Consider the following 21,886-nt stretch of genomic DNA (forward strand, 5'->3'; position numbering starts at 1 on the left):
TTAATAAAAGCAATTTCATTTTACTTCAGCACACCACGCTTTCTTCTTAAACTTTTGTGAGGATTAAATAAGAGTTGTCTTACATGTTATGAATCTTGTTTATTGGATACAACTCAAGTAACAAATTATCACAATAAAAAAACAATGTAAAGAAAAATTAAAATATTTGGTATATTCAGCAATTTGGTATTGTTTTTTGAATTACCCTATATTATTATTGGTTTGTGATCCTGTATCCTAAATACAAGATTAATAAGGGAGGAATTTTATTGAGAATATTAAACTTTATTGAAAGCGCTTTATCCGGACTTTTTTTCCTTGTAGGTATTGCCATTAGCCTCTACTCCGTCTTCATGAGGTATGTAGTTGGGGCTTCCCAAAGCTGGGCAACAGAAGTTTATACGATGCTACTTGTATGGGCTATTTTCATAGGCTTCTCTACAGCTTTAAAAGATGATAGACATATTGCCATTGAATTTCTTTACGACAAATCGGGTCCGAAGATGAAGAGTTTCTGCCAAGTTATTACTTTTATTATTGGGATTGGTTTTAGTATTTTTATCTTTTGGACAGGCTTAGAAATGGTTTTAGTAGCACATGCACAAGCTATTAAAACGATTGATCTTGGTTTTCCTATTTGGATTAATTACTTAATCATGCCGATCGCGGGGGCATTGTTATTTATTCGCTTCTGTGAGAAAGCATATAGATTTTTCGTTAAAAAAGAAGACGTTACCGGCGGGAGTGATTTAGAATGGCAGCAATAATCGTCATTGTTTTATTGTTTGTGTTAGCTTTTTTAAGAGTCCCTATCGCGATAAGCCTAGTAGTCTCCAGTATTACTGGTCTATTTTTAGTAGACTTCTCGCTTAACACAGTTATCCAAAAAATGTTTACCGGCGTGAATAGTACTACGTTAATGGCCATCCCTGGTTTTGTGTTCGCGGGATTAATAATGGCTAAGGGTGGAATCTCCAAATATCTGATCGAATGTATTAAAACTTGGGTAGGTCATACAAAGGGGGGCTTATCTGTCGTTGCTGTTCTAGCATGTATGGTTTTTGCTGCGATTTCTGGATCGAGCCCCGCTACAGCGGCCGCTATTGGAGCAATTATGATCCCAATGATGGTGAAAGCTGGATATGATAAGAATTACGCAATGGGATTAGTAGCAGCAGCCGGAACACTTGGAATTTTAATTCCGCCTTCTATCCCGCTTATTCTTTATAGTTCTGTTTCAGAAGAATCTACTGGGAAATTATTTTCAGCAGGTATTTTACCAGGAATTTTGCTCGGCCTTGCCTTAATGGTGTATGCAGTAATCGTGGCACATCGAAAAGGCTATGGCGGAATGGAAAAAGTACCTTTAAATGAGCGTTGGAGACCAACTTTAAAAGCGGTATGGGGGCTAGTAATGCCTGTCCTTATATTAGGGGCAATTTATAGTGGAGTTGTTACACCGACAGAAGCATCATTTCTAGCTTGTCTATACTCTATAGTTGTATCCATTTTTATTTACAGAGAATTAGATTGGGCTAAATTTAAGCAAATACTAACAGAATCTGTTACTACTACATCAATGATTTTCTTAATTATTGCTTCTGCGCTTATACTAGGAATGTTCTTAACAACAGAACAAATTCCACAAGAGTTCGCTTCTTGGGTGAGTGATAGTGGATTTAATAAATGGACGTTTTTGATTATCATTAGTATTGTATTCTTTATTCTTGGAATGTTCTTAGAGCCAACTGCAATAATACTAATCACGCTTCCAATATTATTGCCAATTATTACAGCTTTGGATATAAACGTAATCCATTTTGCAATCATCATGGTAGTAAATATGGAACTCGGTATGATTACACCGCCTGTCGGACTCAATTTGTTCGTCGTCAGTGCCATCGCAGAGGAAAAAGTCGATCGTGTAATCAGAGGTGTAGTACCATTTTTCGCCATCTTCGCGATTGTACTTGTGATTATTATTATTTTCCCTGAAATATCATTATTTCTTACAAGGTGAGGGATTTTAAGATAGGCTGGTTGTGGCTGACGTCATGATCAGTCTATCTTTTTTAGGGACTCTTATTGCGTTTGTCTGTCCGTCTCCCTCATTCTACAGCAGGAAAAGGTTAAGATCTTTTTGGACATAAGTAGAATAGATGTTTTCAAACCTTGTAAAGAAGAGGCCAGTCTAAGAAGGCAACGTCGTCGTGCTCCTGCGCAAAATGATTGCAGTGAAAGGTGGCGACTCCAGCGGAGGCCAACAGGATGTTGGTCACGAAGGCGTTGAGGCCCACAGGACGTGGGTCATGCAATTGTTGCCGCAGGACGCGGCGAACTTAGATTGCCTTCCTTTTATTGTGGCGCACTTAGCTTTCGTTCCTCTGGTGAGACAGATGAATCTTCACAACGTACGCGCAAGCGGCGGTGATGGTTCATCGCTCGCCCCGCGGAAAGCGTCCGCCTGTAACGGAAATCAACTGTATTATGGAATCGACCTTTTATCTAAAATAGCTGAAACACTGGGTTCATAGAACGGAAAATTATTTACTTCCTAAAAAAAGCCAAGAACCATTGGATTCCTGAGATCCTCGGTTCTTGGCTTTGCATTTTGTTACTTATTCTGATGCATTACGCATTTCGTCTAGTACGCGATTTACGCGTTTTTCTAGCATTTTCATCCCACTACCGCCTGCTTGGAAATGGCGAAGTTGGCCGTCTTTGTCGAATACGTAATAAGCTGGTACGTATTGGTTGTCAAAAGCGTCAGTTAACTTCATTTCACTATCAACGTAAATAGATTGAGAGATATCGTGTTCTGCAGCAATTTTTTTAATTTCTTCTAAGTCCACGTCTTTTTCGGAACGTGGCATATGCACTGCAACAACATTTAACTCCTCTTTATACTGATCACGGAATTCGTTTACATTTGGCATTGCTTCTTTACATAGTCCGCAGCTTACAGACCAGAAGTGGATTAATGTAGGTTTTTCGCCAACTAGGTCGCTAGTGGATACTTCTCCATTTAACCATGTTGTAGCGCCTGTTAATTCTGGCATTGGTGTACGTAATTTCATCTGAAACTCCTCCGTTTACTTAAGCTTAAAGTGTTTTTTGGCCTGGACGCCAGTTTGCTGGGCAAAGACCACCAGTTTGAAGTGCTTGAAGTACGCGTAGTGTTTCATCTACATCACGCCCGATATTGTTATGGAAAACTGTTTGGTATTGAAGTTCGCCTTCCGGGTTGATGATGAATAGTCCGCGAAGTGCAACACCTTCTTCTTCGATTAACACACCGTATTCACGTGCAACTACGTGGTTTGTATCTGCAGCAAGTGGGTATTTTAATTCTCCTAGGCCATTGTCTTCACGAGCTGTGTTGATCCAAGCTAAATGTGTATGAATAGTATCTGTAGATACTCCGATAACTTCTGCATCTAAATCTTCGAATTCATCATAGCGATCAGACATTGCTGTGATTTCAGTAGGACATACAAAAGTGAAATCCATTGGATAGAAGAATAATACTGTCCATTTATCTTGTTCCATAATTTCTTCTAAGTTTACTTTACCGAAAGACTTGTCCGCTAATACCGCTTCCATTGTAAATCTTGGTGCTTGTTTTCCAACCATGCGTTCTGCCATGTAAATAACCTCCATTTAAATCTATTAAATATAGTACTCTCATTCTAAAGATAGCAAATTGTTCCTCACAAATCAATTTACCATACTCGTTTTTTGTCGAAATAGCCTGTTAATTGTCAGTTGTGTGACAATATATAAAGAGAAAATAATATTTACTCGATTATTGGGGAAGGCGGCAATTCTAGAGGGATGGGAGTGAGACAGATGTGTCATCACAATGTACGCGGGCTGCGGTGATGGCTCATTACTGCCCCAGCGGAAATCAACCGTTTTATTTGAATCTATCTTTTCCTTCAAAATAGCTGAAACTCCGGATTTATGGAACGGACTATTATATCTTTCTTATCTTTTGAAAAAAGCTATGTCATAAAAGGACTGCTTTCCTCCCTTTGTGACATAGCTTTTTAATTATTAGAATAATAACCGCTAATTCCGGTAAATTCTATCACTCTTTATTAGACTCCAAAATATCTCCAATGAGTACAGGTAGCCATTCATTTAAGTCTCTAAATTGGAAACCTAAATTCCTAGCCTTTTCATTGTTCATTAGCCATGATTCGGAAATATTGAAAGGCGAAGTATTTGTTTCATTTGGCGTAGCAGTAATGATTGTGGAAGTTTGTGACTTTTCTTCTATAGTAGTGATCATGTCGCTTAATTTCACACTTCCATTAGATAAAGCATTAATTGGTCCAGTGAAGTCTGAAAGACCAATCCAAGCTAGGAATTTCCCTGCTTCTTCTTCCGTAATAAAATCAATCGATGCTTCTGGATTTACTAAGTGTATCTCCTCTTGATTTACTATTTTTTCAATATGAAAATGGAGTCTTTTCGTATAGTCGTTCAAGCCCAAAACGATTGGAAATCTCACTGCTACAACAGGAAATGATGCCTTTTGAAAAAATACAGCTTCCGCTTGTCGTTTTCCTTCGTTATATGTGAAGTCCTCTTTTGGTCCTTGAATAATATTGTGTTCAAAAGGATTAAAGTCTTCTTCGACGTATCCTACTGTCCTATTTCCATTATCATAGACGGACTTGGAGGAAGTAAATACATATTTCTTCGCATTGTCTCTAAACACTTCAATCGCTTCCATTGCTTCCTGAGAGGAATAACAAATTTGGTCGAAAACTATATCCCATGTTTCATTGCCGCATCGTTCCTTAAGTTCCCCAACATTCAATCGATCAACAGTGATTCTATTCACGCGTGTTGAAAAAGGATCTTGCGTTTTGCCTCTTGTCGCAATAGTTACTTCAAAACCTTTCGCTAGCAATGTTTCTACTAAATGTACTCCAAAAAATCTTGTGCCCCCTATTACTAATGCTTTTCTCATTTGTTTATCCCCTTTGCTATTATTACTTTAATTATCAACATGATCGTTTTACGATTTTATTAAGAATCATACTGTTATCATAACGCTATTATTCTTGTAAAAACAACGCTGGCCAACTAAATTTCTTAGTGGACATAATGAATATATTCGGTAATAAAAAGATTTATCTGGACACAATTATTTCTATTCGGTCATTCGTAAAAATCTATAAAAAGGACCTACAACAAGTTCTTTTTATTAAACTCTTTCCATAACCTCATAGGATTCTCCATTCCTTCTTCCAACTCCATACAAACCATAGGCAATAATCTCTCTTCTGGTTGCTTCTGTAAGTCCTCATAAATAACCGCCGATTTTCCAAGACCAACACTTTTTGCCTCTTCTAAACTTGCACAATAATAAACCCTCTCTACTCCAGCAAAATTCATCGCTGCAAAACACATGGGGCAAGGAAATCCACTAGCATACATCGTCATTCCAGTTAGATCATTCGTTTGTAATTGTTCCTGCGCTCGACGAATAGCCAGTAACTCAGCGTGCCCACTAATGTCATGCTTAATATGTAGCTCATTAACCCCTTCGGCAATTACCTCTCCGTCTTTTACAAGAACTGCTCCAAAAGGTTGACCTCCTTCTTTCACATTTTCAATAGCCAATTCAATCGCTTTTTTCAAAAAGTTATCCATGCTCAGTCTCCTCTCTTTGAAAATATACTATCATAACTTCCTATTAAGAAGTCACGTCAACGATATATGCTGTTAGATTGGAAAATTTCTGCTTATTTACCTTGGGCAATTATCAGTAAATTCGTTAGCGGTATGTAGCATCACTTTTAGATGCTAAAAAAGGGCTGCTCCAAAGTCGGTTGATGTCGACTTTGGAGCAGCCCCTATATTACTTACTATTTACTTTGCAATGTTTACAATTCTACCTTCTATTTTAGGATCTACTTCACCAGCAGTTTTTAAGTAAGCTGCGAAGCTTTCCCAGTCGGAGATTCCGATGTCAGTTGCACGACCATCAGCTGCTGCACTAGCGAAATCAGGACCACCTGCAATGTAAGAATTGGTGATAACTGTATATGTTTTTGTATCTTCTACTGGAGCAAACTTTCCGTCTTTGTCTGCTGCTTGTATCGAAACTACTCGTTTACCAGCAGGCTTAGAGCTATCAAATTCGATTTTCAGACCAGCTACATGTAGGAAAGATCCACTTTCTGTAGGTACTACAGAAACGCCACCTTCGATGACTTGTTTTAATTCTGCTCCTGTTAGGTCTACGCTGTAAAGACCATTATTGAACGATAATACAGTCAGTACATCTCCCATTGTGATTGGTCCTTGGTCAACTGGACCGCGGACTCCCCCACCATTTTGTAGGGCAATCGTTGCATTTGGAGATACTAGTTTCCCCTGTGCCAACATACTATCTGCAACCAGGTTTCCAAGTGCAGTTTCACTGTTTCGTACACTTTCCCCTTGATTGCCCGGATCGCCAGTACGAGGATTTACTAAAGCATTAACTGCAACTCCACCAGTTTCTTGGTTTTGTACTGCTGAAATTCCGATTTTAAATGGTGCAAGGATTGCTTCTGCTTCTGGATCTGCTTTCTGTTCACCAATTGCGATTAGTTTATTTGCATGACTAATAATTACGCCGTTCTCATCGAATTGAACATCCAATGTCCCTACGTTTGCACTACTAGAACCTGTTTGTACGATAACCGTTGGGTCCTTTTTAGCACCATTTTCATCTTTATCAACAATAGCTGCTTCTTTTAATGTTGTGTGTGAATGACCTCCAACAATTACGTCGATGCCATCTACATTAGCTGCTAATAAAAGATCGTTTTTTTCGACAGGATTATCATATCCTAAGTGGCTTATGGCAACAATTTTATCGACACCTTGCGCTTCTAATGAAGCAACTGCTTTTTCTGCCTCTTTTATATAATCTTCAAAAGTTACTTTGTCAGGGCTTGAGCTACCAGCAGTCGTTTCCGTTGTTAAGCCGAAAATACCAACTTTTTCTCCATCTACTTCTACGATTGTTCCATCATAAATATTTCCTGGTGCAGCATTTGGAGCAATCGTTTCCTTATGCAACCCAGCAAGTTTCTCATCTTTAGAAAAATCTACGTTCGCTGTAACGATTGGGAATTTTGCGTTCTTCACAAAATCTGCTAAAGCTTGATGTCCTTCAGCCTGTTTCCCTAAGTCAAACTCATGGTTTCCTAATGTCATTGCATCGTATCCCATGTAATTCATTAACGCTAAATCAGCCTCACCTTGATATTCGGTAAAATATAATGTCCCTTGGAATACATCCCCTGCATCAAGTAGTAATGCATTTGGTTTTTCTTTACGAACATCATTAATAATTGTTGCACGTTTTGGAGCATTTTCAATTGCTGCATGTGTATCATTTGTATGAATGATTGAAAGTTCGAAGTCAGCTTCTTCTTTTGCTTTTCCTCCAAATTCATATACAGCAACTGTTCCCGAAACTTCATGAGTTGCAGCAAGTAAAGCTTTACCTGTTGGACTCTTGTCAGCAGGGATAAATTGTAATCCTTCTGGTGAAACATCTCCAGCAACATCTTCCGAGAAGTCACGGCTTGAAATAAGTGTGACAAATTTAGGTTCTTTTACATCCGTTAAATCATAAACCATAATACCGCTATAACGTTCTAATGCAATAAATCCATAAGTAGTTCCATCGATTTCGCCAACTACTGCCGTTTCTGGCTCTGGACCTTTATCATCACTACGGCTGTCTACTTTAATCTCATCGCTATTTGTGTTGAAATATTTCGGTGTTTTTTCAGCAATAATACGCTCAAACTCACTTCCGCTATCATACACTTGCTCTAACGTTTCCGCATCGAAAATTGAGAAGCTACGTCCACCATAACCATAAATCGCTTCATATGCAGTGCCTTCTGCATTTAGTCCATTTTCAGTTGTTACTTTATAACCTTTTAAAGTCGATAAATCAAATTTGTCTAGTTCCGCTTGCGTATAACCTTCGTATTTAGAAGCATCTAATTTAATCGGCAATTCAATATCTGCAAGCTCCGCTACTTCTGTATAACCACCATCATCTACATAGTCACGAGAGTCACCTTCGTTTGGTGTAATGATGTACGTTTTGCCATCAACTACGAAAGTATCCATTGCATCAGGCATATGCCATGTAAGAATTGGCGCTTTATGGATACCAATTGCTTTGTCATCTTTATTTGCATCCATTTCATTTCCTGCAACCGAATGATCAAGCACGCCTAATCCTTTTACGGACACAATTTTGTTGTTTACAAGATCTACAGTCGCCACAGCATTATTTTCTTGTAATGTTACATACGCCGTTTTGCTATCTGGTGATACCGTTACGTATTCTGGTTCTAGTTGCGCTAGGTAAGAAGAGCCTTTTCCTTGGTAAGACATGCGCACTTTATCATCCAACATATCTTCCGTGAATGTTAGAGTTGTTTCTTCAAATGAAGCTACATCAATGACAGAAATAGTACCTTCAGGATCAACTGTTGTATCCTTATTAGGTTCCCCTTCATTTGCTACAACTGCTTTTTTCCCGTCTGGTGAGAATGTCACCATATCTGGTAAAGCACCAACTTGAACAGACTTCACAAACTTCCCGTCTTTTGTAGCGAAGATAATATAACCCGGGTCTGTTTTTTCAGCGTATGCAGCAATTGTGATTAAATCTTCTGTTGGGTGTGAAGCAATACTAGTAATGTTCTTCACGCCTTCAATTCCGTAATCTTCAATAACAACGCGTTTTGCTGAATCTACTTGTGTAAATTCACCAGACTTCACATCTGCAAATGATAAAATATCAAATCCACCAACTGCACCATTTGTAACGAATGCTTTTTTCAATTTTTCATCATAAGCTAAAATTTCCGTTCCAGTTTCTCCTTGACCACTATCATAGCGAGCAACTTGAGTAACCGTTAGTTGATCAGGGTTAGAATTGTAAAGGGCTGGCGCTTTAATAGTTCCACCTTCATTAGGTTTTGCTGCCACCAATTGTGCATGTTTTTTGTCTGCTGGTGTTTTGAATTTAGCTAATAGTAGGTCTCGTGGTGCTTTACCTGTAAAACGGTACATAATTGCAGATCTTGCTTTCAATTGATCGGACAACTTTTGAAGTTGTTTTTCTACTTCTGCCGAGTCTTTTGCTGCCTCCGCTTTTTCAATTGCCCCCATAATTGGGTTTATGTATTCAGTCGCATAGTTATATGCATCGATATATGGAACTACGCCTTTTGTAATTCTTTCATTATATAAGTCTTCTAAATCAGCTAATAATGCTTTTTTGTTTTTTGCCTTCGATTTTTCAATTGCTGCTTTAGCTTTTTGATAGCTTTCCTTTGCTGTATTTAGCGCAGGATAAAGTTCTTTACTCGTCGTAATTTTCCCTTTTTGTGCTGGAACTACATACGCATAAGATGCCTCTTTCATATCTTTGCGCGCTTGATCCACCATATCTTGTAATGAGCTATTTGCAAAGCCAACGCCCGTTGATGAAAATAAAGAGGTCGCAAGTACTGTAGCCATTACTGACTTTTTTACTGTATTTTTTTTCATGATTTTCCTCCTACTGATATTTATGAACTACTAATCTACTAAAAAAAGTTTAATGTAATTGAATATAACGATAACTACTTAAGAATAGAGAATTCAAATATTAAGTACAATGTGAATATTGTTAAATACGTGTAAATTATCGTTTACATGCATTTACAATAAAAAGAAGTGTTACTGGCGTCAGGCACCCGTAACACTTCTCTTATTACATCTTTCAAAAATATTCTACAAAAACTCCATACCCAAAATACACCGTTAACAGTGACAAAGCGGCGAACACTACATCTTCCACCGCTCCTCCAGTTTTCGTTGTAATCGGAAAACGCACTGTTACTTTTATCGGGTACAACAATTTGATCCCATTTTTCGTTGCCATATCTAAAATGTAGTGGCTCGCCATTCCTACTAATATTCCCACAACAATTGATTCATTTGTCACGAATGAATTCAAAAGAATCCCCATGAGAAACAAAAACAATAAACTATGCGTAAATGAACGGTGCCCAAAGATGGAACTAATAATTTTAGATAGTAAAGGCAATGTTCTCCCGATTTTACTACCTCCGTGACAAATATCTGGTATCAAAGCACCGACGACCCCAGCGCCAACTAAAAGGACAGTATCATAATTTGAAACTTGTGCAAAAGCAAGACTTGCTGTAATACCGCCAATGATGTGTGTCTTTCCTGTCATGCTTTTTATTCTCCTTCTATACATAAGTCAAGTATCTATTTTACACTATTTTTCCAAGTGACTAAATAGTCTAGTAGTATCCATTTGATAAAAAACTCCTCATACGAAATAGCCGTTTATGAATGTTTGACGGATATTTAAACTGGGTATCATATAACAACAATACATTTAGGGAGGGATTAAGATGAATAAAACTAGAAGTGCCTTATTAATTGGAGGAATTGCCGCATTAGCATATGCGTACTACACTAAATTAGATAGAGAACAGGCAATGACAACGTTAAAAAATACAAAAACGAAAATCAATTCTTATGCGGACGCAAAAAAGCATAAACCAACGCAAATGACAAAAGCCGGTTTCTCAGATCCTGATGATCCAGATGACAATCGCATGGTAGAAGAAGGGTCCATGACAAGCGTTCAATATTATAATGAAAAAGTCCAAGAACCAGATTCCAAGTCGGCAGCAAAAAATGCCTTTCCAAAATCTCAACAAAAAAAGCTTCCTAAATCGGAAGAATCATTATCCGATGCGAATAACCATTCGCCGGCAAAACAAGAAAATACGAATCATAGTGTGTAAAATTAGAAAAAGCGACTGAAGTGAGAACATACTTCAGTCGCTTTTCTTATTCAATTCTCCTTTTGTAACAATGCTAGCTTCGCTTTAGATGGAGTTTCATACCGAATTGCTTCGTTTTTCTGAACGAAGCTACTTCCCCCTAAACCGTAAAGACCATTCTGTTGTCCTTTATAGCTGTAAACTCGATACTCTTCCCCCTTTTTCAAAGTCCGAATAGTAGATAGAGAGCCATCTTTTTCAATTTTCATAAGATAAGTATCTCGAAGAACCGTTATTTTACCGATTTGACCAAGTTTAAGCTCTGTTTTCCCCCACATTACTTTCGGAACGTGAGTTGGAACCTGTACAGGCATCAAATAATTCTGTAAAAATTGATCCGCTAATACTTGATAACCCGCTTCATTCGGATGAATATCCTTTGGGTTTTCCAAAAATGAAGTACCATGTAGATCGAAAGCAGTTGCTATCTCAACAAAATGAACATCTTCTCTTTTCGCAATTTCAGCCATTCTACCATTCACAAAATTAAAAGCCAGTTTTAGCTGTTGTTTGACCTTCTCATCTGCTACATGGGGTAACGGAAAATAATAACCAAACAAATAAATATCCGCTTCCGAGTTGAGTGCTTTCACCTGCTGAATGGCAGAAGTCAAATTACTAGCTACTTTATTATACAATGCCGTCGCTTTCGCAAGATCTGCATTAATACTTTCATCGGCTGGGTTATACATTTCATCTATAAAATCGTTGGCACCACTAATGATCGTAACAAGCTCTGCTTCTTTTAAAGCTTGCTGCACCTCTGTACGCTTTAAAGTTTCCAACAAACCGACACTAGTTTCGCCCGTCATCGCAAATTCTTTATTAAATGATGCTAACATATCTTTCTTAGCAAGCTCTTCACTAATAATATCCGTGAAACCTCTACCAACCTTTACCCCATAAGGTGTATGACCGGCTGCTAATGAATCTCCCAAGGCCACATAATCGATCTTCTTGCTCTCTGCCTGCGCCGCAGGAGTCCACACGCTAGAAATAGCAAGTGTTGCGACTAATACAAAAGTTAAAACTTTCTTCACTATTTAATACCCCCTTCATCCATTCTATATTATGCAAGAGTATCCATATCAATTATCAGAATAAAATACAATTTATTCTAATAGTAACTTTTCCTTTTAAGAGATACAACTTTTTTGTAGTATAGAATTGGCTAGAGTTTAGTATTCACTAGTATGTATTAGGTCATTTTCAACCTAAGTATTACAAGGAGTAAATAGAGTAAAAAATCCTTTCACAGTATTTCTTCAACTGAGAAAGGATCTTCAATTCCATAATACTGCTGATTTCCGTTTCGGGCGGACGCTTTCCGCGGGGTGTGCGATAAGCCATCACCAGAGCTCACGCGTACGTTGTATACTCCGTTTGGAAGACTTAAACGTTACTTTATTTTATAATTTTCAAAGGTTTTCCATTCACTTATCATTATCCATTTCACTAGTCCCGGTAATCTCAATTCCATTCAATGCCTGTGTAGCCAGTCTATCGGCTTCGGCATTCGCTTTTCTTGGCACCAATTCGTACTCTGGCTGAATGCCTAAGTCTTTCATCTTCGCTTCAATACGGTCTGCCCAACTAGATAGATCCTTCTCAATTACTGGCCATTCTTCACTTAAATGGTTAATCACGACCTGTGAATCTCCAATGAACCGGACTGGTAGATGATGAACCCCTAGAATTTCAAGCTCTTGCAAACTTAGATGGAACGCTGCATATTCTGCCTCATTATTTGATATAAGTTCAGTAGCAAATGAGTTTTTCCTTAATCTGTACGACTTTCCGCTTTGTTCATAATAAATAACGCAACCCAAACCAGAGCTGCTAGTAGCTCTGTCAAAACCACCGTCAAAATAAACGGTGACATTATGCGGTTCTGTTTCAATTCCTTTCAAATAGCCTTTCAATTCTTTAATCGTCCACGAACTATCAAAACGATCAATGAATATCACACTCTTCGCGCGACCGGTTTTCTCCAAGTCCTCCGCCACTAGTAAAGCTTGAGTTGCCGGCATCTCTTCCGAACGAAAGGTAGTTTCCACACCTTTTGGAGTCCTATAACTCCATTCGATTAAAACATTCATCACCAATCCTCCAAACTAATCAATCCGTAACTATAGATTACCCAATGCAGTTCAATTTTTACACAAGAAAAGAAAAAAGCGCCATCCTATTAGAACGACGCTTTCTTCTTTCCCCTTAAAGGGGATGCACTCGGAAAATTTGTTAATGTTACTTAGTTAAACCGTTACTGACAATTTTAACATTCATCTCGTCAGTGCAGTTCACTTTGTCTGACAATGTAGCATCAGACATCAAGGTGCACTTCCACAAAAAACTTTTCTTTCACTTGCATGTAATACTCTTTTCAATCGAAACCTAAATATATCGGTTCCCGACGAGAGTGCCCTTCGCCAGTAAAGCAAATTTTCCGCCAAGGCTGTGCAAATCATCCTTTGGAGTCTCTTGTAAACACATGTTTACCAGTCCCTTCCTACGGTAGTTCCGCCTTGTACTATTTATATACCCCGCTCAAAATCATTTAAACATCTTTTTTAAAATGGCTCTGTTAAAGGACAAGGTTGATTAATCATTAATGAATGCGCAGAATGGGTTTCCAAATATTATTTTGTAAGTATTGCTAATGGAATCAAAAATACCGAAACGAAGTGTCGAATATATGGATAGTCGGATTAGTAGATACAGTATGAAAAAAGGAAAATGTGAAATAACTGGCGTATTCCTACAAGAACAAAACGTATACTGCCACCATTATATACCTAAACATCTTGGTGGAAGCGACAAATCAATAATTTACGTTTTCTCCAAAAAGAAGTTGATGATTTAATCCATATGACCGACAAAATTAAGGCGTATTCCTAACGGTTAGTGAAACTTTTAGGATTCTTAATTCATAAAATACAATATGAAACCATTTTAGTCTAAATGGAGGTGAGTGTATTGAGTTTAGCTACTTGGTTTGCCGTCGGTATTGGCACGGCTGTTGCAATAGGTTTATTCGGAAAATGGAAAAGGAAAAAATAAATTCGTTTCTTTAATTTGAAGAAACGTTCTTTTTTTACTAACGGGTGCTTTAGCAAAAAAGCAATCATCAAAATGCAACGAGCCTGGAGATACATTTTCAGGCTCATTTTTTATCTGTATTTTAAATCAACCTTTACCTTTAACATAGCCTAAAAAACAAACAAAATCATACACAGGGACAAAGTTCGACACAAAGTGCAAGTTCAATAAGGAAAATATCCATTTATGCATAACCTACAGATTTTTTTAATCAAATCTAGTATATTTGAAATGTAAAAGATATTTTATACGGGAATTATTAAGTATTTTGTACCTCCTTGCAAACACTCATTTATTCATATTGCTTTTATTTCAGGGAATACAACTTCTTAATATTAGTTTGGAGAAACTATCTATCCTATCAGTAGAAAGCATAGTAGGGATCGCAACACAAGTCATCCTATTTAGTCTAAGTATTGTTTTTTGTTTTGTTTAATAGCACGAATATAAAATGGAAGTTCTAGGAATTCGAAGAAAAAAAGAGCTTGCTTATATACTTCTTTGATTTCTACAAAGGCAGCATTGGTTTTTTCTAAGCATTGGCCTTTATAGTATAAAAATTGGCCAACCAAAAAGAAAAAAGATGACTCTTTTGATTTTTGTATACCTTGATTTGCAGTTTCTAGAGCTGCTTCATAATCCTGTAATTCATAAAGTATTTTACATTTGTTGAATAATACGGTAATCAGGGTTTCAAATATTTTATGGTCGTTATAATTTTTATGCATATGTTCTTTTAAGATTTTATTATAGTGGTATAAACATTTTTCACTCTCTCCGTTTTCTCCGTAAACATTTGCTATGCTATTGTTAATTTTAATATGTAAAAAACGGAACTGAATGGTAGTTTGATTGGAATAGTTTAATATTTTCTTTAAGTTTGATATACAAGCATCTGGAGATATGATTTTTAAAGAGTATTGAGCGATATGTAACATGTATTCCAAATAAAAATTCAACCAAATATTTTCTTTAGCTATTTCATTTTTATTAATGATTGAAATAACCTTTTTATAATTATGCTCTTTGATGTGGGACTCTATATTTTTTATTAGTGTTTCACTCTCTAAAACATTTTTATGAAATAACATTTCGATAAAATATTCGATAGGTACTTGTAACTTTAAAGCGATTTTTAATAATGTATCTATTGCTGGATAAACTTCTCCTGCTTCAATTCGACTGATCGTCGACTGTGTACAAATATTTTTGGCAAGTTCATTTTGGGACATGCCTAGTTCAGCTCTAAGCTTACTAATTTCTAAGCCTAAGTATTTCATTTCCAAAAAAATCACCTCATATTATTATGAAAAGGAAGGTAAAAAAAGATGAAAAAATTTAAAAAAGTATTAGTTGTTCTATTTGTTTTATCGGTAGTATTATACACAAATATAGGTAATGAGACTGCTCAACCAAAAGTAAAGGGTCCAATCACTACTTTAGATCTACCTTTCATTCATTAATTCTATTAGATTTTTCTAATAGTTCAAGAAAAAAATATTTCCCACTTATAGAAATCATCCAGTTGATCTACCCTAAGAGCTTAGCTCAACTGGAAATTCTATTGGAAAAAGCTCACATACTAAACATACGAGGAGAAAAGACTATGGAATCTAAAGCAAATCTTCATCAATTTAATCCTTCACTGTTTCGACATAGCTCAAATATCATTCATTCCCACCAACTAAATAAATCATTTTCTCTAGAGTCTAGTCTTCCATATGCAATTGAGCAAAACCAATTAGAATTGTATTACCAACCAAAAATTAATGCTAAAACCAATCAAATTATAGGAGCCGAAGCCCTTATAAGATGGAATCACCCTAAATGGGGAATTATTTCACCAAATGAATTTATTCCTTTAGCAGAGAAAACGGGGTTAATAAATGAAATAGGAAAATGGGTGAAATACACAGCTTGTGCACAAAATAAAACTTGGCAAGAAGCGGAACTTCCAATGATCCCCATTTCTATTAATTTGTCTGCTTCTCGCTTTTTAGAAAGAGATTTAATCTGCAATATTATCCGGACGTTGAAAGATACGAAACTCGAGCCTCAATACTTGGAAATCGAAATAACAGAGACGTCTCTTTTAGAAAATGAGGAAATAGTTTTTTCCGTATTAGATGAACTAAGAGATTTAGGGATTAAAATTGCTTTAGACGATTTTGGTACAGGTTACTCCTCCCTTTCTTATCTAAACAGATTTAAAGGAAAAATAGATATCCTGAAAATTGACCGTTCTTTTATTCGTGATTTAAGTAGTTCACATGAAGAAGACTCCAATTTTATTGTAAATATGATTATCCAATTGTCACACCAGTTGAAGATGAATGTGATTGCGGAGGGAGTTGAAACTACGGAACAACTCCAAGTGTTACAAAAATACAACTGCAACACAATTCAAGGGTACTTGTTCTCTAAACCACTACCCGCACATAAATTTGCGGAATTACTAAAAACATCCCTGTGTGAGAATCAAGACTGAAGAGTTTCTTACACAGGCATGAAAAAACTGCCACTCTATTAGACAAACTAACAAATGAGAGCAGTTTATAATTTTACTAAATATTTTTATAAACACCAGTCATGAACAGCGCCTGTTTTAACGAACTGAATGTACTAATACTACTAAAATCAAGTCCTAACTGAATGGAAGTTTGGGCTATTTCTGGACGAATACCTGACATATAGGTTTTGATGCCGAGTAAATTAAGGATTTCTATCAATTGAAACATTTCATTGGCTACCATCGTGTCCATAATAGAGACAGCGGAAATATCAATAAAAAGCTGCTCTATTCCAAGAACCGAACATTTTTGCGGTACTTCTTGTAGCAACGATTGTGCGCGGTTCGTATCGATGTCACCTACAATTGGTAGCACGCCTACACTTTCTAAAATTGGAATAACTGGTGTACTTAATTCATTTATCAAAAATTGTTGGGCAGTCATCCGATTGTTGGACAACTCGTAATATCTTTCTGAAAACAGATACACAAGTTGATCATAAGCCGTATTAAATATTACACTCCATTTTATAATATTTGTTTTAGTCACTAGCTCATCGTGTTCTTTTGTAAAAAGACCAACATACCCCCATATTGTTTCACGTGTTTTATTCAAATCCTCTATTACCTCATGGATCGGAGTATTATTTTCAATCTTACTTTTAGCCACTGTCTCCGCCCATAACACTTGTTGTTCCTCGAAGGAACCCTTGTCCTCTATAAATGCAGAGGCAACGGTCTTTATTGTTAAAGCATGTTGTTCTAATAGAATATCATCTATTTGTGGGTTCGAATTATTGGAATAAAAAGCGCCAGTAAAATTATCTTTCTCAGCGAACCATCGTTCCGTAATATTTCTTGAATTGTCAATTAGGTATTCATAAAGTTGTTCATTAATCGAATTCAATTTATCCCCTTCTTTCTTTAACACATAACTCTTTAAGTATAAATGTTTCGAAAGGAAAATAGTGCTTTTTTGCCAAAAAGGAGCTACGGATCGGTCAGCCGCTCGTTTAAAAAGTAAAAGAACACAAAACACTATTACCTTCCCAAAAACATACTCCTTCTTAGTCCACTACGCTTCACAACCATGACACTAACAAAATAAGCAATCATAATCCCCAAAAAATCTATTCCAACATCAACAAACCTGCCGTTTCGATTGAAGTACAACTGAAGAATCTCCGTAAAAACTGCGAATCCACTAGTTACGAAGAGAGCAAAACCCACCCGCTTCCACCACCGAAAATATAATGTATACAACAGAGCAAACGTCAGCATATGACCAGTTTTTTGTAAGATATAAAATTGGCTTGATAACTCAATATCACTCGTGATGAGTAAATCCAAGTAATTGGGAGATGGTTCAAAGCTAAACTGGACAATTTGGTCATACAAAAAGATATATGCATCTGAAGTAGTTGTCGCAACTAGTATCCAAGCACTCCACAAAATAGTAAGTAGAGGATATTTCATGTGGAATCATCCTTTCTTCGCATTTGCTTCCATCCCTGTCAATAACCTACCCATCCATACGAGTTCGAAACAAGATAGCCCCATAAACCCCAATTCCAACAAATGCACCTGCACTATCAATGAGCACATCCCTCACCTGTGCCCCTCTGCCGGGAACAAATAGCTGATGTACTTCATCCGAAATGGCATACAATACGCAAATAAATAATGCCAGTCCCATCCCTTTAAACCTGCCTACCCCTCTTAGCCGCAAAGAATGTATAAGAAGCACACCTAACACCAAATAGATCAAAAAGTGAGCATTTTTTCGAACAAGATGATTTAAGTTTTCAAAAATAAAATCAGAATGAGGAGCAACTTTTTCTACCGCCGTTACAATAACCTCCGTTATCCCTGTGCTCAGCTCGTTAGACTTATTAGCCGGTTGATGTGAAAAATAAAAAATTAATGCCATCCATAAAATAACTGCTGTGTAGGATATAAATTTATTCATATGTTAGTCCCTCTTCTATAAAATAACTCTACTATATAATATATCAGACAAATTCCAATACGCCCTTTTTAAATTCATTATTCTGTAAATTAAAAGAGAATAAAATGGATAAATAATCCTTAGCGAGAGATAAACCCTGTCGAACACGACAAACTAGCCAGTGAACGCGACAAAACTCCCTTGAAAGCGACAAACAGACATGTGACCACGACAAAAAAGAGGATGCCCTTATGACTGGCATCATCTTTTTGTTTCTACCGTCCCTGTGTCAGACTCAATTGTTCCTCAAATTGTGGCTGACACAGGGACGCGCACTAGCCGGAACACACTCACTTCATTCAAACCGCAAAGCCCGACTAGGTTTCATCCTCGCCGCTTTCAGAGCTGGATAAATCCCAAACAAGCTACCAATTCCAAACGTTGTATACAATGCAAGCTTCACTGCCCACATCGGTAGCACTAAAGCAAATATCTCGATATTACTATTCCATACTTCAATAAATGCATAGCCGAGCCCGATTCCGACCGCTCCGCCAATGCAACAAAGAAGTAATGTCTCAAAGAAAAATTGTCCCATTATTTCCGACGTTGTGGCACCGAGCGCTTTACGAATGCCAATTTCGCGCGTGCGCTCTCGGACCGACATGACCATTACATTCATAATTCCAGTTCCGCTGATCAATAATGCGGTAACGGTTATGCCGAACAGCATCACCTGCAAAATAGAAGTCACCTTGCCTAATGCGCCAAGCATTTGATCTTGCTTTACTACACTAAAATCTATTTCAGAATGCTGCGTCTTTATAGCATTAAACACGGCTCCATCCACTTCATCTACTGATTGAATGCTTGCAGCCTCCACAATCATTTTCGTTAAATTTTTCATATCCGTCGTTGCTAGTGCAGTTTCAATTGGCAGCATAATATTATTGTCCGTACTCGAACCAAGCGTTGCATTTGGTGCAAGCACACCGATCACTTCAAACGACTCGTCATTAATCGTCACTTGTTTTCCGACTAAAGACGCCTCTTCTTCAGCTGAAGCACTTTCTCCTAGCAACTTATCCAGTACTTTTTTCCATATTGGCTTCGTTTGTACAGCTTCATTGGAACTTTCCTCATTTTCCACCGGCACTTCCTGATTACCAAGTAGTGCCTCGTGAATATTATTACCAAGCACAATCACTTTTGCTTCTTCCGCCTGTTCTTCTTTCGTAAAAAAACGTCCTTCGGAAAGATTTGCATGCTGGACCCGGCTATATTGATCACTTGTTCCGACTAACACAGACTGCACATTTTTTTCATCGTATTGAGCAATAGTTATCGTCTCTAAATGCGGAGTCACTGATTTTACATTCGGCACACCTTCAATTGCTTTCGCATCATCATACGTCAGTGTACTCGGCACATTCGTCAGCCCACTCAATAAATCCTTTTGGCCATTTGCTGTATCTAATACCCTTCCAGGCAATACTAAGATTTGCTCGGCTCCAAGACTACCCATTTGCTTCATCAGTGTATCCTTTACACCTATGGCAATCGCCGTCAAAACAATGACTGCAAACATGCCAATCACTACGCCCATCATTGCGGATAATACACGAAGGCGATTCGACCACAACCCGAAGCAAGCCAGTTTAAATACTGTAAATAATTTCATACGAGTACTCCATTCTGCAAGTGTAGAATGCGTTCCGCCCGCTCTGCTACTTCTATGTCATGCGTAATTACAACGATTGTCGCTCCATTTTTATGTACACGGTCAAACAAATTTAATATGCTTTCCGTAGTTTCCTCATCCAAACTTCCTGTTGGCTCGTCTGCGAGTATTAGGCTTGGCTCATTTACGAGCGCTCTTGCAATTGCCACTCGTTGCTTTTCTCCACCGGACAAGCGATCCGGTTTTTGATTTTTCTTATTGGAAATTCCCATTTCATCCAAAAGTGCCAGAACACGAGACTTCTTTCTTCTCAAACGTTTTCGACCGTATGTTAATGGAAGCAACACATTTTGATAGACCGACAAGTTGGGTATCAATTGAAAATGCTGAAAAACAAAACCGATTTCTTCATTTCGTAGTTTTGCACGACGCCCCCGACTCATGCGATGTACCGACTTCCCAGCCAACTCGTATGTACCCGAATCCAAATTATCCAATGCACCAAGCAAATTCAACATCGTGCTTTTACCGGACCCCGACTTCCCCATAATGGCTACATACTCGCCAGGCTCCACTTGCAAATTCACACCACGCAAAATCTCTGCCTTCCTATTCCCCGAACGATAATACTTACGTACATCACGAAGTTCAATCATCCAACAACCTCCATTCCCACAAAAGCAGGTTTATCCCTATTAGTTTCAGAATCTACAGTTTTCTATCCCCTCTTCCATGATTCGACAAACCTTTTGATAACCCTTGTAAAAATGAAAAAACGGCACTATCAGACCATTAAACTAGCAGCCGAATATGTCATTCGACTGCTAGTTATAGGGACGCGGCCCAATGCGTGAACAAAGAATGTAATGCATATAATGTTTACATCGTTTGGATAACAGGGGGAGAAAAATGTGAGATTAACCGAAATCCATCCATTGTTTTACCACATAAGGATAAAACAAAAATGGATGTTTCGTTTTATACAGAACGTAAGAGACAGAAAAAAATTTGCCAAGCATCGGATAAAAACGTCATATCCTTATACGTGTAAAAAGCACCAATCCCTTCTACGGAGACGTTTAGGTGATAGCGATCCACAGCTCCAAGAAAATAAGATAGTGAATCTTTCCATTGCAGCAAGGAAAATCGATGGAATTGTCATTTCACCTGGTGAAATTTTTTCATTTTGGGAATTAGTAGGTAAAACAACTAAGGCAAAAGGATATATAGAAGGTATGCAGCTCTCGAGGGGAGAAGTGAGAACTGGTTTTGGTGGTGGAATCTGTCAGCTAGCTAATCTCCTTTATTGGATGGCCTTACACACTCCTTTGACCATTTTAGAAAGGCACCATCACAGCTTTGATCCGTTCCCGGACGAAGGAAGGGTTCTTCCATTTGGCAGTGGTGCAAGTGTATTTTACAATTATGTAGATTTACGATTTCGTAATACAACGGAACAGTCCTTCCAGATTCGCGTTTGGTTAACCGATCAACATCTAAAGGGAGCCATTTATACGAATGAGGAAATGCGCTATTCTTATCATCTAGAGGAACGAAATCATTCATTTTCTAAGCAAAATGAAAAGAACTATAGACAAAATGAAATTTGGAGAAAAACAGTGGATAAAAGAACAGGAAACTATATAAAAGAAGAGCTACTAATTAAAAATTATGCGGAAGTTAAATATGAAATCAAGCCAGAGATGTGGCAAAATAATTAAAAACGCTAGAAGAAAAATACA

20 protein-coding genes are annotated in these 21,886 nt (G+C 37.5%); 6 read left to right on the forward strand and 14 right to left on the reverse strand.

All coding sequences use genetic code 11. The features are described 5' to 3' along the window. The first annotated feature begins 269 nt into the window (after positions 1-269). Both BMZ04_RS03040 and BMZ04_RS03045 read left to right on the forward strand, forming a co-directional pair. Positions 270-767, forward strand: coding sequence for a TRAP transporter small permease (locus BMZ04_RS03040; RefSeq protein ID WP_093265116.1), 498 nt, complete (start codon positions 270-272; stop codon positions 765-767). After that, positions 755-2,020 carry a TRAP transporter large permease gene (locus tag BMZ04_RS03045; RefSeq protein ID WP_093265119.1) on the forward strand — a complete coding sequence of 422 codons (1,266 nt, stop codon included), beginning with the start codon at positions 755-757 and terminating at the stop codon, positions 2,018-2,020. The genes BMZ04_RS03040 and BMZ04_RS03045 overlap by 13 nt, the downstream gene beginning before the upstream one ends. A 598-nt stretch (positions 2,021-2,618) precedes the next feature. Here BMZ04_RS03045 and BMZ04_RS03055 read toward each other — a convergent pair. The 6 genes from BMZ04_RS03055 to BMZ04_RS03080 all read right to left on the reverse strand — a co-directional run bounded on the left by BMZ04_RS03055 (position 2,619) and on the right by BMZ04_RS03080 (position 10,285). Then, a complete protein-coding gene (locus tag BMZ04_RS03055) occupies positions 2,619-3,077 on the reverse strand; it encodes a TlpA family protein disulfide reductase (RefSeq protein ID WP_093265125.1) in 459 nt (152 codons plus the stop codon). Positions 3,078-3,102: 25 nt separating this feature from the next. Further along, positions 3,103-3,645, reverse strand: a complete 543-nt coding sequence (locus BMZ04_RS03060; protein WP_093265127.1) for a peroxiredoxin — start codon at positions 3,643-3,645, stop codon at positions 3,103-3,105. 445 nt (positions 3,646-4,090) lie between these two features. Then, positions 4,091-4,981, reverse strand: coding sequence for an NAD-dependent epimerase/dehydratase family protein (locus BMZ04_RS03065; protein ID WP_093265130.1), 891 nt, complete (start codon positions 4,979-4,981; stop codon positions 4,091-4,093). A gap of 218 nt (positions 4,982-5,199) precedes the next feature. Further along, positions 5,200-5,667: a nucleoside deaminase gene (locus BMZ04_RS03070; RefSeq protein ID WP_093265133.1), complete on the reverse strand. Its 468-nt coding sequence runs from the start codon at positions 5,665-5,667 to the stop codon at positions 5,200-5,202. A 219-nt stretch (positions 5,668-5,886) separates the two neighbouring features. Continuing rightward, positions 5,887-9,591, reverse strand: coding sequence for a choice-of-anchor I family protein (locus BMZ04_RS03075; protein ID WP_093265135.1), 3,705 nt, complete (start codon positions 9,589-9,591; stop codon positions 5,887-5,889). 214 nt (positions 9,592-9,805) lie between these two features. Beyond that, positions 9,806-10,285 (reverse strand): metal-dependent hydrolase, encoded by a 480-nt coding sequence (locus BMZ04_RS03080; protein WP_093265138.1) that lies wholly within the window; start codon positions 10,283-10,285, stop codon positions 9,806-9,808. A 184-nt stretch (positions 10,286-10,469) separates the two neighbouring features. Between BMZ04_RS03080 and BMZ04_RS03085 the strand changes: the two genes are divergently transcribed. Continuing rightward, positions 10,470-10,868, forward strand: coding sequence for a hypothetical protein (locus tag BMZ04_RS03085; protein WP_093265140.1), 399 nt, complete (start codon positions 10,470-10,472; stop codon positions 10,866-10,868). Between the two features lie 50 nt (positions 10,869-10,918). On the opposite strand, the gene BMZ04_RS03090 is transcribed toward BMZ04_RS03085, so the two are convergent. Both BMZ04_RS03090 and BMZ04_RS03095 read right to left on the reverse strand, forming a co-directional pair. Then, on the reverse strand, positions 10,919-11,947 hold the full coding sequence (locus tag BMZ04_RS03090; protein ID WP_177184296.1) for an SGNH/GDSL hydrolase family protein: 1,029 nt from the start codon (positions 11,945-11,947) through the stop codon (positions 10,919-10,921). Between the two features lie 393 nt (positions 11,948-12,340). Next, positions 12,341-13,006, reverse strand: a complete 666-nt coding sequence (locus BMZ04_RS03095; protein WP_093265146.1) for a ribonuclease H family protein — start codon at positions 13,004-13,006, stop codon at positions 12,341-12,343. Between the two features lie 560 nt (positions 13,007-13,566). On the opposite strand from BMZ04_RS03095, the gene BMZ04_RS03100 reads away from it, so the two are divergent. Beyond that, positions 13,567-13,770, forward strand: a complete 204-nt coding sequence (locus BMZ04_RS03100; RefSeq protein WP_177184297.1) for a hypothetical protein — start codon at positions 13,567-13,569, stop codon at positions 13,768-13,770. Positions 13,771-14,410: 640 nt separating this feature from the next. Here the strand turns inward: BMZ04_RS03100 and BMZ04_RS03105 are convergent. Then, a complete protein-coding gene (locus BMZ04_RS03105; protein ID WP_255367783.1) occupies positions 14,411-15,286 on the reverse strand; it encodes a helix-turn-helix domain-containing protein in 876 nt (291 codons plus the stop codon). 326 nt (positions 15,287-15,612) lie between these two features. Between BMZ04_RS03105 and BMZ04_RS03110 the strand changes: the two genes are divergently transcribed. Continuing rightward, positions 15,613-16,494, forward strand: a complete 882-nt coding sequence (locus BMZ04_RS03110) for a putative bifunctional diguanylate cyclase/phosphodiesterase (RefSeq protein WP_093265151.1) — start codon at positions 15,613-15,615, stop codon at positions 16,492-16,494. Positions 16,495-16,570: 76 nt separating this feature from the next. On the opposite strand, the gene BMZ04_RS03115 is transcribed toward BMZ04_RS03110, so the two are convergent. The 5 genes from BMZ04_RS03115 to BMZ04_RS03135 form a co-directional block, all read right to left on the reverse strand. Beyond that, on the reverse strand, positions 16,571-17,422 hold the full coding sequence (locus BMZ04_RS03115) for an STAS domain-containing protein (protein WP_093265485.1): 852 nt from the start codon (positions 17,420-17,422) through the stop codon (positions 16,571-16,573). A 134-nt stretch (positions 17,423-17,556) separates the two neighbouring features. Continuing rightward, positions 17,557-17,991 (reverse strand): VanZ family protein, encoded by a 435-nt coding sequence (locus BMZ04_RS03120; protein ID WP_093265154.1) that lies wholly within the window; start codon positions 17,989-17,991, stop codon positions 17,557-17,559. A 46-nt stretch (positions 17,992-18,037) separates the two neighbouring features. Next, positions 18,038-18,484, reverse strand: a complete 447-nt coding sequence (locus tag BMZ04_RS03125) for a VanZ family protein (RefSeq protein ID WP_093265156.1) — start codon at positions 18,482-18,484, stop codon at positions 18,038-18,040. Positions 18,485-18,818: 334 nt separating this feature from the next. After that, positions 18,819-20,144: an ABC transporter permease gene (locus BMZ04_RS03130; protein ID WP_093265159.1), complete on the reverse strand. Its 1,326-nt coding sequence runs from the start codon at positions 20,142-20,144 to the stop codon at positions 18,819-18,821. Then, a complete protein-coding gene (locus BMZ04_RS03135; RefSeq protein WP_093265162.1) occupies positions 20,141-20,800 on the reverse strand; it encodes an ABC transporter ATP-binding protein in 660 nt (219 codons plus the stop codon). Before BMZ04_RS03135 ends, BMZ04_RS03130 begins: the two co-directional genes overlap by 4 nt. Before the next feature lie 255 nt (positions 20,801-21,055). On the opposite strand from BMZ04_RS03135, the gene BMZ04_RS03140 reads away from it, so the two are divergent. After that, positions 21,056-21,865, forward strand: a complete 810-nt coding sequence (locus BMZ04_RS03140) for a VanW family protein (RefSeq protein ID WP_177184298.1) — start codon at positions 21,056-21,058, stop codon at positions 21,863-21,865. The last annotated feature ends 21 nt before the right edge of the window (positions 21,866-21,886 follow it).

This window comes from Psychrobacillus sp. OK032 (assembly GCF_900111345.1).
Taxonomy (GTDB): Bacteria; Bacillota; Bacilli; order Bacillales_A; family Planococcaceae; genus Psychrobacillus.